The 13,521-nt window shown below is 68.5% G+C and carries 15 protein-coding genes; 8 read left to right on the top strand and 7 right to left on the bottom strand.

Annotation, left to right across the window (positions count from 1 at the left end; genetic code table 11):
- The coding region (locus tag IE312_RS34265; protein WP_189986127.1) for an NmrA family NAD(P)-binding protein at nt 1–490 on the top strand (490 nt) is incomplete at its 5' end.
- A 232-nt stretch (nt 491–722) separates the two neighbouring features.
- Here IE312_RS34265 and IE312_RS34270 read toward each other — a convergent pair.
- A complete protein-coding gene (locus IE312_RS34270) occupies nt 723–929 on the bottom strand; it encodes a winged helix DNA-binding protein (protein WP_189986128.1) in 207 nt (68 codons plus the stop codon).
- 106 nt (nt 930–1,035) lie between these two features.
- Between IE312_RS34270 and IE312_RS34275 the strand changes: the two genes are divergently transcribed.
- The gene (locus IE312_RS34275; protein WP_189986129.1) at nt 1,036–1,908 is read left to right on the top strand and encodes an alpha/beta fold hydrolase; all 873 of its coding nucleotides are present in this window, start codon (nt 1,036–1,038) and stop codon (nt 1,906–1,908) included.
- A gap of 300 nt (nt 1,909–2,208) precedes the next feature.
- Here the strand turns inward: IE312_RS34275 and IE312_RS34280 are convergent, their stop codons facing one another.
- Nucleotides 2,209–2,406, bottom strand: coding sequence for a hypothetical protein (locus IE312_RS34280; RefSeq protein WP_229900774.1), 198 nt, complete (start codon nt 2,404–2,406; stop codon nt 2,209–2,211).
- A gap of 434 nt (nt 2,407–2,840) precedes the next feature.
- Between IE312_RS34280 and IE312_RS34285 the strand changes: the two genes are divergently transcribed.
- Complete coding sequence (locus IE312_RS34285) at nt 2,841–3,071, top strand: SH3 domain-containing protein (protein ID WP_189986130.1); 231 nt, start codon at nt 2,841–2,843, stop codon at nt 3,069–3,071.
- A gap of 835 nt (nt 3,072–3,906) precedes the next feature.
- Here the strand turns inward: IE312_RS34285 and IE312_RS34290 are convergent.
- Nucleotides 3,907–4,287: a hypothetical protein gene (locus IE312_RS34290; RefSeq protein WP_189986131.1), complete on the bottom strand. Its 381-nt coding sequence runs from the start codon at nt 4,285–4,287 to the stop codon at nt 3,907–3,909.
- A 243-nt stretch (nt 4,288–4,530) separates the two neighbouring features.
- Between IE312_RS34290 and IE312_RS34295 the strand changes: the two genes are divergently transcribed.
- The 3 genes from IE312_RS34295 to IE312_RS34305 all read left to right on the top strand — a co-directional run bounded on the left by IE312_RS34295 (nt 4,531) and on the right by IE312_RS34305 (nt 6,243).
- Nucleotides 4,531–4,695 (top strand): hypothetical protein, encoded by a 165-nt coding sequence (locus IE312_RS34295; RefSeq protein ID WP_189986132.1) that lies wholly within the window; start codon nt 4,531–4,533, stop codon nt 4,693–4,695.
- 223 nt (nt 4,696–4,918) lie between these two features.
- Nucleotides 4,919–5,335, top strand: a complete 417-nt coding sequence (locus IE312_RS34300) for a hypothetical protein (protein ID WP_229900775.1) — start codon at nt 4,919–4,921, stop codon at nt 5,333–5,335.
- Between the two features lie 575 nt (nt 5,336–5,910).
- Nucleotides 5,911–6,243, top strand: coding sequence for a hypothetical protein (locus tag IE312_RS34305; protein ID WP_189986134.1), 333 nt, complete (start codon nt 5,911–5,913; stop codon nt 6,241–6,243).
- Between the two features lie 538 nt (nt 6,244–6,781).
- Here the strand turns inward: IE312_RS34305 and IE312_RS34310 are convergent.
- Complete coding sequence (locus IE312_RS34310; protein ID WP_189986135.1) at nt 6,782–7,519, bottom strand: flavodoxin family protein; 738 nt, start codon at nt 7,517–7,519, stop codon at nt 6,782–6,784.
- Between the two features lie 1,367 nt (nt 7,520–8,886).
- On the opposite strand from IE312_RS34310, the gene IE312_RS34315 reads away from it, so the two are divergent.
- The gene (locus IE312_RS34315; RefSeq protein WP_229900776.1) at nt 8,887–9,411 is read left to right on the top strand and encodes a hypothetical protein; all 525 of its coding nucleotides are present in this window, start codon (nt 8,887–8,889) and stop codon (nt 9,409–9,411) included.
- Nucleotides 9,412–9,735: 324 nt separating this feature from the next.
- Here IE312_RS34315 and IE312_RS34320 read toward each other — a convergent pair whose 3' ends face one another.
- Together IE312_RS34320 and IE312_RS34325 are read right to left on the bottom strand one after the other, a co-directional pair.
- Nucleotides 9,736–10,551, bottom strand: a complete 816-nt coding sequence (locus tag IE312_RS34320; RefSeq protein WP_189986137.1) for an SAM-dependent methyltransferase — start codon at nt 10,549–10,551, stop codon at nt 9,736–9,738.
- Nucleotides 10,552–10,741: 190 nt separating this feature from the next.
- On the bottom strand, nt 10,742–11,584 hold the full coding sequence (locus IE312_RS34325; RefSeq protein WP_268254391.1) for an alpha/beta hydrolase family protein: 843 nt from the start codon (nt 11,582–11,584) through the stop codon (nt 10,742–10,744).
- 1,179 nt (nt 11,585–12,763) lie between these two features.
- On the opposite strand from IE312_RS34325, the gene IE312_RS34330 reads away from it, so the two are divergent.
- On the top strand, nt 12,764–13,114 hold the full coding sequence (locus IE312_RS34330; RefSeq protein ID WP_306419852.1) for a DinB/UmuC family translesion DNA polymerase: 351 nt from the start codon (nt 12,764–12,766) through the stop codon (nt 13,112–13,114).
- A 180-nt stretch (nt 13,115–13,294) separates the two neighbouring features.
- On the opposite strand, the gene IE312_RS43145 is transcribed toward IE312_RS34330, so the two are convergent.
- Nucleotides 13,295–13,521, bottom strand: a 227-nt coding sequence (locus IE312_RS43145; RefSeq protein WP_229900778.1) for a hypothetical protein, incomplete at its 5' end; no start/stop codon positions are given.

A 13,521-nucleotide genomic window follows, 5' to 3' on the forward strand; every position in this document is an offset into this window, starting at 1 on the left:
CCACAGGAACACCGGCATTCCCCACTTCGACAGCAAGTACGAGATCGAACAGCACCTCGAACAGAGTGACCTTCCCTCCACCGTGCTGCGGCCGGTGTTCCTGATGGAGAATTGGGAGGGAGCCCGGCACATGATCGTGGATGGATCCCTGGTGACGCCCCTGTCGCCCGACCGGCCATTGCAGCAGGTCAGCGTCGAGGACATCGGCGCGTTCACCCTGCTGGCCCTGAGCCGGCCCGACCAGTGGGTGGGACGGTCCGTGGACCTCGCGGGGGACGAGCTGTCGATGACGCGATCCGCCGAGGTCTTTACCCGGGTGCTGCATCGGCCGGTAGAGGTGCAGCGCATTTCCTGGGACGACTTCCGCGATCAGCAGGGGGAGGAGATGTACGTGATGAACCGCTGGTTCGAGACCGCCGGTTATGAGGCCGACGTGGCCCGGCTGCGCACTCCGTCCACAGATGCTGTCGCTGGAGGACTACCTGCATAGGCACCACTGGGAAGCCTGAGGACAAGCGCGGGCCGAGACCCCGGTACCTCATCGTCGGGGCCGCGACGTCACGGGTGCCGCACTCGCCGCGAACCGATTGCGTCATGTGAGCGTACGGAGTGCGTACGCAGCATCGGGGCGGTGAAGGTGCCACGGCGAGAGACGTGGACCGCCGCGGGTGTTTTCGGAACAGATGTGCACGGGCGGATCGGCCTCTGGTGGGGTGTCGGGTTCAGTCGCCGATGAGGGAGTGGAGGTTGTTGACGAGGCGGCTGAGGAGGCCGGCGAGCTGGTCGTGTTCATCGCTGGTGAAGCCGGCGAGGGCTTGCGTGTCGATGCCGGAGCGCAGGGCCTGAACGTCGCTGCGGATGGTGCGGACCTTGTCGGTGAGGTGGACCAGGGCGCGGCGGCGTCGGTCGGGTCGGTCTATAGAAAACATCAGTCCCCCCTCGTCCTTCACGGCCGTACCCCTAATGGAGCGGCCCCCACACATCTGACTCACTCCAGCCACGGCACCTGGCCGCGCGCATGCAAGGACACGCACCATGACCACTCCCGCCTCCACCGAGCCCACCCTGGAAGACTTCGAGCACCACTACGCCGACGTCAACGGCACCCACCTGCACTACGTCACCGGTGGGAGCGGTGAGCCGCTCGTGCTGCTGCCGGGCTGGCCCCAGACCTGGTGGCAGTTCCACAAGATCATGCCCGCGCTGGCCGAGCGGTACGAGGTGATCGCCGTCGACTACCGCGGTATGGGCAGCTCGGACAAGCCCGAGGCCGGCTACGACAAGAAGACTATGGCCCGCGACGTCTACGAACTCGTCCGCCACCTCGGCCATGAGCGGGTCCACGTCGCGGGTGAGGACATCGGCGCCATGGTCGCCTACGCCTACGCCTTCGCCGCCAATCACCCTGACGCCACCCGCAAGCTCGCCCTGTGGGAGGTGGGACATCCCGGCGATGTGTTCAACGAGCTGCGCATGCTGCCGCAGCCCGGCCAACCGCACCTGTGGTGGTTTGCCTTCAACCAGGTCGACGATCTCCCCGAGAAGCTGCTGGCCGGCCGTTACCGGCTTCTGATCGACTACCTCATCGGTATCGAATCCACTGACCCGGACGCCATCGACGAAGCCAGCCGCAACATTTACGCAGCCGCCCACGAGCAGCCCGGCGCCGTGCGGGCCTCCAACGCCTGGTACCAGACCTTCGGCCAGGACATCGAAGACGCCCGCGCCTACGACCCCCTGCGCATGCCGGTTCTCGGCCTGGGCGGGATGAACTTCGGTTTCGTGCCCGCACTGCTGGAGGGCAAGGCCACCGATGTGCGCTACGTGGAGATGAAGGGGGCCGGCCACTACCTGTCCCAGGAGCGACCCGAGGAACTGACCCGAGAACTGCTGGCGTTCCTCGGCTGACCCGGCGCACCCAGTTCCGCAGACAGCCGAGCTGCCGACCCCATGAGGGTGAGACCCCCCGACGCGGGTCACGGCCAAGAGGACGTCTTCTCCCTCCGTCGGACCCCACGTGCCCGTACTTCCTGTGGTTCGACGGTTGCTGGGCGGGCCGCAAGCAGACTCCGGTGCCGTGCCCCGACTGCGCTGGCGGTGACCTACTGCCCGCGGTGTACTGAAGGCACCCCACCCCAGCGCGATCCCCCGAGCCGCTGGGGCGGGGCCCTGGACTGACCACACCCGGGTCAGTGCACAAGGCCCTGACTAGGCGCTGCGGGGCCGGCGGCCCTCTGCCTTCTTCGTGGCCGTCTTCTTCGCTGCTGTCTTCTTGGCCGGCTGCTTCCTCGCGGCGGCCTTTTTCGGCTGCGGCAGCTCGTGCACCTGCGCCGGGCCGGCGTGCTCTGCCCGGGGGGCCTTCACCTTCGACACCAATTCCTGCAGCGCGGCCATCAGGTCCAGCACCGGCGCCGGCTGCTCCGGCTCCAGCGTCTCGGGCAGCGGCTTGGCCTCCCGCTTCGCCTCGATGAGCTGCGCGATGGCCTTGGTGTAGGGCGTAGCCGTCTTCTACCGGTAGGCCCGTAGGGGCACGAACCTCCCGGCCAGCGCCATCTGGCCGGATGTTCTTACGTTCCACGCGCTCGAAAGGGACTCGATGATGGGCTTTGCCATCTCCCTCGTCCGGCTGTCTCTGCGGCTCTGCTTCGGTGCGATCGACATGATGTTCTGGATGTGCACCCTCGGGAAGGTAGACCCCAGGACCCGCCGCTTCGTCTGACCTGCATGCGGGCGGCCCATCGCTGTCGGTCAGTCCTCGAGATCGCCGAGCCGGCGCAGGCGGTCAGGCCGGGCAGGAAGCAGTACTCGCCGCCCCGGGTGACGACGAACCGAGGGATGCCGTGCGGCTGCGGACCGGACCCGGCACCCGCTACACCGCCCTCGGCCTGCTCCACCGGGGCGACGCGGTCTATGCCTCTCAGACCCGGGGCCGCTGGTACCGGGTCCGCCTGGTCTACGACTCCGGCAGCGCCTCCGGCACTCGCAAGTCGTCAGGGATGTGCGAGGGCACTATGGGAGGATGGGTGGTCAAGCGAGCGCTACGGGCGAGCGTCTGCGCACAGCTCGACTGATTCCGAGGCGGGGCCGGACCGGCGGTGTCCGTCCCCGTATCCGCAGATTGGCCTTGTGTCACGTTCACCGCGTAACTGCGAGATTTTCCGTTTCGTTCATGGCGCACGCACATTCAAACCGTTGCACGCTTTGCGGCTCTGGCTGGTGTGGCCGCCGGCTCTGGTCTGTTGTCTGCCGCGCCCGCCAACGCCGGCGGTGTCGGGGCCATCGCCAGTCCTGCGTTCGACAACACCTGCATCACCACCTCCCACCTGGTGAACGCTGTTGGAGAAACAGCCCGCGCTGCCGGCCTTTGTCTGTACGCACTTGTTTTGACTCCAGTGCATGGATTTGTTTTGGCCCCAGCGGCGGGTTGCAGGGGGCGTGTGGCGGTGTGATTCACGCCCCTGTTTTGAAGCCTCGGTGGACCTCCGTCAGCGCGCCCCCGACAGGTGTGTGGAGGGTTGCCGACCCGGCTCGACTCAGGTCGCGGTCCGCCCGGTGACCGCGGCGATTGGGACGAGAACGGGCGATGGTGCGGCCGGCACTGGGACACGACGGTCGGGCCCGAAACGGCTGCTGCCGGCCTCAGGTCGGCACAGTTTCGGGTTCGGCTGGCTCCCCGACGGCGCATGGTTGCTCACCTCGCCGCGGTAGGGGCCGGGTGTAGTTGAGTGCCGCCGCGGCGACGTGGTCGAAGTCTGGCCTTTCGAGACGTCGGCACTGGGGTGACGGCGTCGCGGATCGCGGCGAGGGCGCGAACGACGTCCAGAAGGTGGTACCGCCCGTACGTGAAGTTCGCCGAGCCGTACCGGATCGTGACGCGGACGAGATTCTGACCGGGGGCTGATCGCGTCAGGGCGCGGGCAGTGTGAAGACCAGGTACAGCACGGCCAGCGGCGCCACGAGGACGGCCACGGCCGACCAGACGCGGAGCGCGCGCCAGCGGCGCTTCCACGGCAACGCCCACGCGGTGACCAGCGCAGCGAAACTGAAGCAGCCACCGTAGAAGAGGATTCCGTAGATCCAGGTCAGCGAGGTGGTCAGCGCCTGTGAGCAGTCATCGGGGCCGCAGCTGTCCGTGGCCATCACGGACAGGCCGCCGAGGGCGACCGCGAACGGGCCGAGCAGTGCGAGCAGGACCGTCGCGACGAGCGGCGCCACCCAGGCCAGGCGGTCCCGCTCTGCCGAGTACTGCGTGCCGCCGGCCGTTGCTGCGATGTGTTCTGTCGTCATGGGAGCAGTCAAGCGCTGCGGGCGGCGCCCGGGCATCGGTGCGCGTACTCAGGTGGGGTCGTCGCGGTACTCAACGTGGCGACCGGCACCGGCGAGTCACCCTGTGGCGTACGGCCGGGCCGTGGACCACCGGATCGTGTGCCCACCCTCACCGATCCCGACCTGCGCCGCCGCCTGACCCAGCCCGCTTCCCGCGACGCTCCACCTTGGGGACACCAGGAGGCCCGTGGCAGCTGGTGGCAGGTGAGGCTAGCCAGCGACAGCGACAGCGACAGCGACAGCAGCGGCAGCGGCAGCGGCGGCGGCAGCGACTCCGGCACCCGCACGACGTCAGGACTGCCCGCCGGCACCACGGGATGGATGGCCAAGCGCTACACGCGCGCCCACACCTGCCTGCAGATCGACTGACGTCACCCCGTCCCCGGCGTGATGGAGAGTGCGGGGCTCTACCGGCGGCGGGCCGGCACAACTCCGCCCGCGCATCTCAAGTGATGGTGTTCTGACCGTCCCTGCAGTCGTGATCGCCCTGGCAGTCGTCGGCGTGGAGAGTCGGCCAGTGTCTGCTGCGCCCGCTGTCGATCCGCTGCCGCCGCGCGGCAGCACCCGTGGGAGCCAGCCTAGAGTGAGCTACATGGACATGCGGAGAATCGTCGCGATGCTGGCCGAGGAAGCCGAGCAGCAGATCCATGACCGGTTGTGGGAGCTGGCGCCGGGCGACAGGGCTCTTGCTCTTGAGACCGAGGCTGGCCTGCGGAAGGTTGTCGGGCCGTCGGACGTCCAGGAGGCATTGCCGCAGATCGACCGGCTGGAGCACCTGCGGGAAACGCTCGCCGTCCTGGCGATCTCTCTTGCTCGCACACACGGCCGCATGGCCTGGTTCCTCTCCGGCGCCATCAGCGCGCTCGAACCGGTCCTGCGCTGGCGTGCCCTGACGGCTGAGAGTGGTGGCACGTTCGGCACTGTCCTGGCGAGTGCTGAGGATTACAGGGAGGCGGAGGAGGCCGTCCGCCTCCTCCAGGACAACCTTGAGCAGATAGCTGCACAGTAAGACGGGCTGGAGCCAAGCCACCCTGGCGGCGGCCGCGCCCGTACGCCCCCGGGGCCGCCCGGTGTGCGCGGCTCGCCGCAGGCCCGGCCTCACCGCAGTTCACGCGGCGGCGTCGTGGTGCGTGAGCGTTCTACCGTTGCCAGGGATGAGCGCGCTCCACCCGTCGGCTAGGCCCGAACGGCGGGCCTGCCAGCATGGCGCACGCACCTGCCGCGTGGAGGCCAGCAGTCGGTACGCGAGACGTGCGTTCGAAGTAGTACGGGCATGGGTGCTCACCAGCTTGGGCGGACGGGAGCCAGGTCTCACGCCGCTCCGCAGACCGGGATCTGCCAGGCCGGCCGCCGCACCGTGACCCCGGCAGGACACGCGTCACCGTTATACGGGACCATTCGGTGTCCGCAGGCAGAGGCCCTTGTGCAGTTCCGCCGCGCCCTGCCCTCAGCGGCCCGGTCATAATGTTCCCTGCGTGCCGGGCCCGGCGCTCTGCGAGTGCGCCTGACCGGTGCCGGTTCGCAGCCGGATCGCAAGCGCGGGCCGCTCGCATACAGCGACTGTCAACCCGAAAGGCACGATCCATGAATGCGGCAGCCAGTACCACCACCGTCAGGACGAAGACGGGCGGGACCGCCACCCTGACGCGCGCCGCCGTCATGGAGGCTTCCCGCACGGAACCCGACTACACCGCGTACGCCCCCAATGACGTCTGGGTCGTCGCCGACATCGGTGGCCGTCTCATCCCGGTGATCCCGTTGGTGCGCGCCGCCCTTGGCGTCGAACCGCACAACACCAATGAGGCTGAAGTCAGGATCAGGGAACTCGGGTTCCAGATCTTCATCAAGCGCCTGTACACCCCGGGCGGGCAACCAGTCCGGCTCACGCAGACGCAGCTCAAGGACGCGCGCCCCTAACCGATCGAAGGCCGGCCTGCGGGACCTCGATGCGGTGGCGAAGCCCGCCATGGGCCAGAGCGCGTTCACCCTGGGCAGGGCGCTGGCCGACGCGGGCAGCGGCCGGCCGACGCTCGTGCAGTCGCTGGAGTTGAGTAAGGCCGAGGTCAACAACCGCATCGCTGCGGTCCGCTCACGGCGTGGCACAGCGCCACCTCATGGACGGTGGTCCGGCCATCGTGGACGGCGACTGACCGCGCACGCTACGAGTGAGCCGGACCTGCGCCGCAGCGGAACACCGATCAGGAAGACCAGGCCGGTCACCGACGCCCAGGGCCCGCAAATCGGACTGCGCCGGAATTTCGGCGGACCGGCCCAGGGCTGATGGTATCCGGCTGACCCCCGCCGTCGGGGTACGAGTACGGGCGGACGCCGACGCCATCGCGGCCGACCCGCCGGCCTGCACGCCTCAACCACTCACGTTCACTGACCTGTCAACGGCGCCCTGCCCACGGTGTGAAGCTGAAACCGACGGCTGTCCGCCACTGACCGTCGGTATCTACCGGTGCTCGGGGTTCTCGTAGTCGTGGCGGCAGCCGGCGTCCCATGCGGTGCGCTGGTTGCCGTAGGCAGGGATGCCGCCCAGGTCCTTGAGCGCCCGGGCCAGGTGGAGCAGGTTCCAGGTCATGAAGGTGGTGTTGCGGTTGGTGAAGTCGTTCTCCGGGCCGCCCGAGCCGGGGTCGAGGTAGGAGGGGCCGGGGCCTGCCTCACCGATCCAGCCGGCGTCGGCTTGGGGCGGGATGGTGTAGCCCAGGTGCTGGAGGCTGTAGAGGACGTTCATGGCGCAGTGCTTGACGCCGTCCTCGTTGCCGGTGATCAGGCACCCGCCGACGCGGCCGTAATAGGCGTACTGGCCGGCTTCGTTGAGCAGGCTGGAGCAGGCGTAGAGGCGCTCGATGACCTGCTTCGTCACGGAGCTGTTGTCGCCGAGCCAGATCGGTCCGGCCAGTACGAGGATGTCCGCCGCCATGACCTTCCGGTACAGCTCCGGCCAGGCGTCCGTCTCCCAGCCGTGTTCCCGCATGTCGGGCCACACGCCGGTGGCGATGTCGTGGTCCACCGCCCGTACGATATCGACCTGCACGCCCTGCGCCTCCATGATCGCGGTGCTGCGGTCGATCAGTCCCTGGGTGTTGCTCCTTTCCGGCGAGCGCTTCAGGGTGCAGTTGATCACCAGGGCATGCAGGTCGTCGTACCGGGCCGGCGGTGCGTCAGCGGTGGGCGACGTAGCGGTCACGCATCCTCCCAGTACCTTGTTGCCGGGCGTCGTGCGGCGAGGCGTTCACGACCGCTCCAGCGTGTGGGGCTGCTTCATCAGGCGCTACCGCAGAGCCTCCGAATGGGTCACGCGGTGCTTCGAGGGCGCCGTCAGTTCGTCCGTATCCACGTACCGGACGCTGCTGAACGGCGCGACGAAGCCGAACGCGCCTACGGTCGGCGCATGGGCACCGACGGCGCGACCGGGTCGCGGAACACGGCAGCAGCGGAGGACGTGGCGCACCTGTTGGCGCGCTGCCTGGAGGCCGAGAGCGTGAAGTTCGTACTCAGCCCGAGCTGCCGCTGTGCGAGCAGCGCTTCGCAGCCCGGCGGATCACCGTCGATGCGGCTCTGCCCCTGGTCGCCGCCCCGTTCGACGGGGACTGGACGGCCGACGACGCCGTCCCGGCCGCCCTGGTCTGACGCCTCTCCGGCGCTGCACCAGGTCGGCCCTCTTCGCCGTCACGATCACGTCTATCACGTCTTCGACTGACCCGGTGCTGGTGGCCAGCTGCTTCTCCCATGTGTCGGATGGGGGTCTGAGCTGTGTCGGATGGGGGTCTGAGCGGGGGAAGACCGTGCACGGGTGTCTCCCGGGTAGGGCTCTCGTGTCCCGATGCACCCGGAGCGACGGGCGTGAAGGGTTTGGCGGTGCCACTGTCCCACTCGGGAACGATTGACCGCGGCACCGCCTGGGTCGCGCACAGGGAGGCTGCGCAGCACCGTCCCGTCGGGGCAAGAGAGCAACACCTTCTCGCCCCCGGGCTCGCGGCGGAGGCGTTCGTAAGAGACTCGATCCGGCCTACGTTCGATCCGGCCGGCCGCTGCCCGCGCCGCGATGGCTACGGCGGCCACCGCAGCGGCCCCACACCAGTCGCCTCTTCACCAGCCTCCTTAGCCGGGGCCCCTGTGTTCTGTCAGACCGGGTCGAAGCGCGCTGGCGGCGCCCATTGTGTAACTCCCCAGGACTGCGGCGCGCCGAGAATGTAGCGGATTGGCTCAGAAGCTTTGTTCCAAGGGACGTGCGCGGTCGCGTAGTTGCTGGTGAGGTATGAACTCCGTCTCGATGGGAGAGACGGACCCTTGTACTTCCTCGGTCTGCCGGGCAGATCACGGACGTACTGCGCGCGAGCCCTCACAAGATGCCGCTCGTGGGCATCGGACTGAGTCAGCAGCTGAAGAAGGAAACGAGACGTGCATATCCGAATCGCTTGTCGCTCAGCGCTCGTCGCCGTTCTGCTCTCCTTCGCGGCCGTTCCGGCGTCCGCGGCCGGCGAGGGGGCACGGGCCGACCGCTCCTGTGGCGATCTGCGGTTGACGGGCTCACTGCCCGCACCGCCCGTGGGTATGGCCGTACAGCAGGAGGTCTCGATCGGCGCGGACTGCAGGCCACGGCTCGGTGAGGTGCGGCTGACGCCGCTCGGCCGGGCCGACGGAACCGCGGCAGGGGCCGGGACCGCAGACACCGAGGGCGGCCGGCATCGGATCTCCAGCTGGAACGAGATGTACGACTGCTGCAACATCCGCATGACCGCCCTGTACCTGACGTCGCACTGGGCCACCGAAGGCGGTCGCGTCGTGAGCGCGGACGCCGACGCCACCCAGCAGTGGAACCGTGAGCCGTGGGACGCGGGTTGGTCGCGGAAGTCGGCCACCGAAGGCGTCGACTGCGCCACCGGCTGCCCCGTCTCCCGCAGCGAGGCCCACGCGGAGTTCACGTACCGCGGAATCTTCGACGCGACCGGGGCCTGGTACGCCAACACCCACCACTCGTACGTCGACCTGAAGGCCGACGGTACCGCCTTCTGCCACTTCGAGGTGAACCTGCGTCACACCTTCATCGGCTGGAACTGGCGGCGCGGCTGCGCCTGACCGGCCCCGACGACGGGTGGAGCGCGCCGCACCGGGGAGCAATCGTCAGCTGGTCTTCCGTCCTCGTCCCTGGCTCCCGTAGGACAGGGGTCGCTGCCGGCGACACGCTCAACCCGGACGGAGTGCCGCCGGGTGGGAGCCATCGCGGAGGCGAGGCTTGCCTGGATGAGCACAGGTTCGGCGGCGGCCGCGGTCTGCCGGCTCCGCTGTGCGCAGGCCGGGGGCTGGGGCTCATACACAGCAGGGAGGGCTCGCCGTTGACCGACGGACCAAGACCACGGTGAGCCGGCTGGAACAGGCCGGCCGGAAGAGGCTCTCGGTGAGCTACGACAACGCTTGGCTCGTGCCGCGTACGGCCGTGATGAAGCCAGTGGCGGACGGATTGGCTGTTGGCCGGCCGTAGTGGTCGGCGACGGCATCCAGTGGATGGATCCGGGTATGCCAGCCGTGGTCGCTCAGCCAGTCGGCGGTCCTCGAACCCAGGCCGCCCTTCCACAGCGAGGTGATGTGCGCGACCGACGGATCGTCGAGAACGGTCTGCCCGCTGCGTCCCCGCTCCAGGACGAGCCGGCTGACAGGGGCGGACAGTTCACCCACCGTGGTGAGCAGCCCGGCCGCCTCCTCTGCGGTGAGATAGACGAGCAGGCCTTCGACACCCCAGGCGGTTGGCTGCGCCGGGTCGAACCCCGCGTCGATCAGCCGATCGGCCCAGGCGGTATGCAGCAGGTCCACGGGAAGGGCCGTTCTGTCGCAGCGCGCTACGGCGGACTCTGCCGCCAGCACACGGTGCTTGAACTCGAGAACCGGCGGTAGGTCGAGCTCGTACAAGCGGATCCCACGAGGCCAGGGGAGACGGTAGGCGCGGGTGTCCAGCCCGGCTGCGAGCAGGACCACCTGGTTGCAGCCGGAATGCAAAAGCTGGTCGTCGTAGAAACGGGTCCGGATCACCGTCTGGGCCTTCAGGGCCTTCGCCAGCGGACCGGGGCTGTGCGGTCGCGTCGGCTCTCCCGACGCGGCCAGAAAGGCGGCAGCATACGGGTCATTGAACAAGGCGTTGCCGGCTGCGCTCTCGCCAGCGCGGACCTGGGCCACGGCCAACGCCGTTTTCGACACGGCGCTCAGCGGCTGCCACTTCGTCATGACGCCCCACCGTACAGCGCTGTCGATACATCTGTGGCGAACCATCGAGGCATTGGCGGAAGGCAGCTGCCAGACTCGGCGAGCACCTGACCGAGCTGATCCCGCGACCCCCTGCTCGGGATCCGCGGCGGAAGTCACTCAACGCTGGTAGCCCTCAGCGCTCTATGCCGACGCCGTGACCACCGAGATATCAGCCAAGGTGCTGTTGGAAGAAGGCGGCTGCCTCCCTGCCGACCCGAACGCGGACAGTCGGGTCGGCAGGTTCCGGGGCGAAGAAGTCGTCGTGGCGCACATTGGGGCCGGCCGAGCCACCACTCGCTGTGGGAATGTGCTCCAGATACGGCTTTGTGTCGACGTCGTACGGGTTGACCGTGTCTGCTCCACCCCAGCGGATGCCCACAGGCACCCGGACGGTTGCCAGGCTTTCCGGCGTCACGAGACTGCCTACTCCGGGGGCTACCTGGAAGACCGCTCGCACTCGGGGATCCGAGAGGTCTGCCGCGGCGGCATCCAGCACATGTCGTGACGACTCGTCCAGTGGATACTTCTTCCGCAGCGCCTCTAGCGCGCTGGGGAACTCGGGAATTACCGGTAGAGGGATCGTTCCCGTCAGTACAGCCCGCAGGTTCTGCGGATCGATACGGGCCCCGGCAAGGGCCGCCGCCGTGTAACCGCCGAGGGAGAAACCCGCCACACCGACCGGACCAAGGAGCTGTTCCCGTCCGAGTGTTTCGAGGGCGAAGGAGACGTCCCGGGGCCGTTCCCATACATGGAGAAAGCCCTCCGGCTCGTAACCGTCGACGTAGTTGTTGCCGTGGTGATCAAGGGCAACAACACGGAAACTCGCCTCGTGCAGCGGTCGTACCAGCCACTCCATGTTGCTGCCCGAACCTCCGGTGCCGTGAGAGACGACGACAAGCGGAGCGGGTGCACCCTGTGGGCGGTTCGGCTCCCACAGGTAAAGACGGACAGGGCGCGGACGAGTCGGATCCCGCAGGTCACGTCGGGACTCGTCATGCAGGACACGTATCAACGGCTGTTCCTGATCAGAGATCATCATGGGGACATCGTAGGGAGGCAGCATGTCCTGAGTGCTGGTCTTCCAGCCCGTCGAGTTCTCTCCGGCTTCGTGGTCGGGGTGTGGGCCCAACGGCCTGGCTGCACAGTGCTGCGTTTGACGCGGGTTCTCAGTACCGGCCATCGGTTCGGGTTCTTGATCGCGCGCGGGCAGTTCCGATTGCGCCGGGCCGGGAGGAGACGCACGCGTGCCTCTCGGCCCGGCCCCGGTGAAAGACCGATGCAATCAAAAGCGAATGCCCTCAATTGCGGCAGCCGCCCTCACTCTGGAGCGGCAACACTGAAAGAGCTCAGTGGGCGCTAACGACCAACCCGGTTGACGGCCTCTCGCCCGACCTGGTTGCCCACCCACCTTGCTGCAGCCGGCACCGAGATGCTTCGGCGTGACCGGACCCTCGGGACGGAGGGGGCGCCATCCTGTCCGAGTCGTGGACAGGACGTGTCGACTTGCGATCCACTTACAAGAGTTGGCGTTCTGACAATCATTGCTCAATCCGTCAGAGGACTGGTACGCCGCCGGCCGGTCGTTGCAGAGGCTGGAGTGGAGAGACGAAGCGACGTCGGTTCATGTGGGTTCTCCCGGCCGTTGCCACCGTCGCCGCCGCGTGCTTGCCCATCTCCTTCTCAGGCACGGCATCGGCCAACGCCCTGGGCGGTACCAGCGGCGCACCGTCAACGCCGGTCCCGCGCCGAAGTACTAGCACTTTAAACGCGCGAACACGTGGCTGAACGAGTCCGTCGTGAGCCCGGGAGGTGAGCATGTTGTCGGCGCTCTCGCCAGGCCCTAGGAGGACGGGTACGACGAGGGAGGCGACCTTGCCGGCCTTCGCCGGGGCGGATCCCTAGTGCGCGGCCGACGGCTTGGACGAGGTCGGGCATGGAGCCGCGGACGGCCGCGAAGTACACACCAGGGGTGTTCTCGTCCTGCGGCCCGCAGGACGCCGCTCAGTTCGGCGGCCACCGCCCGAGGCGGCGGCGTGGTGCGGCCGACCACGCGCGGACGGCCCGAGGCGTCGAACCGGCCCGGCAACAGGCTCATGGGGGAGTGGCAGGTTCCGGTCACAGCGCCGATACCCGCCCGTTCCGTGGCCCGCAGCTTGGCCCTGCTCGACCTTGTCGTCCGGCTCGGCCTGCAGTGTGCCGCCGCGGCCAGGCCGCTCGAGCGCTCACCCTGACCCTGCGCTTCGCGGGCGGCACCAGCTGGGAGAAGACCCGCCGCCTGCCCGAACCCTCCGCCCACGACGACGTGCGCACCATCGCCTATCAGTTGATGGACGCCGCCGGCCTGCAACGTGCCCACCTGACCGGGATCGTGCTCAAGGGCGACGGCCTCATCGACGCCGGCCAGGTCGCCGAGCAGATCACCCTCGACGCCGCACGGGAGTCCCGGCTGGTCGCCGAGCAGGCCATGGACCGCATCCGCAGGAAGTTCAGACCCGCATCCGTCGGGCCGGCCACCGTCGCCCCCTTGCACCGGGCCTCATGACCGAACGCCCCGCATGATCCGCTCCGGCCGCTTCCACCTATTGCTCGAATCCGGCGGCCGGCCGGTGCAGCATGGCTGGTGGCACCGCGAGGAGGTGGCGCGGGACGAGTTCCGCCGCTGGGTCGGCGAGTACGGGAGCATGCCTGGCGCCCGCCTCACCCCCACCGACGAGGAGACCGCTCAGCTGCCGGCTACCTGGCCCGACCAGCCGTAGGCCGGTAGCCGGCTATTCGGCGGCCGGGTCGCCCTGAGCGTGCCGGACGGCCTCTTCACTGGCTGCTCCAGCTCGTACCGGCTGACGTTGGCCACTGCGGCGTGCGCGGTGACGGCCGCCTGTACTTCCTCGGACGCCTCGCGCCAGCGGCGCCACTGGGCGTCGTAGTCGTCAAAGATCAGTCCGGCGAGCT

It is taken from the genome of Streptomyces capoamus, from assembly GCF_014654935.1.
GTDB classification, from domain to species: Bacteria; Actinomycetota; Actinomycetes; order Streptomycetales; family Streptomycetaceae; genus Streptomyces; species Streptomyces capoamus.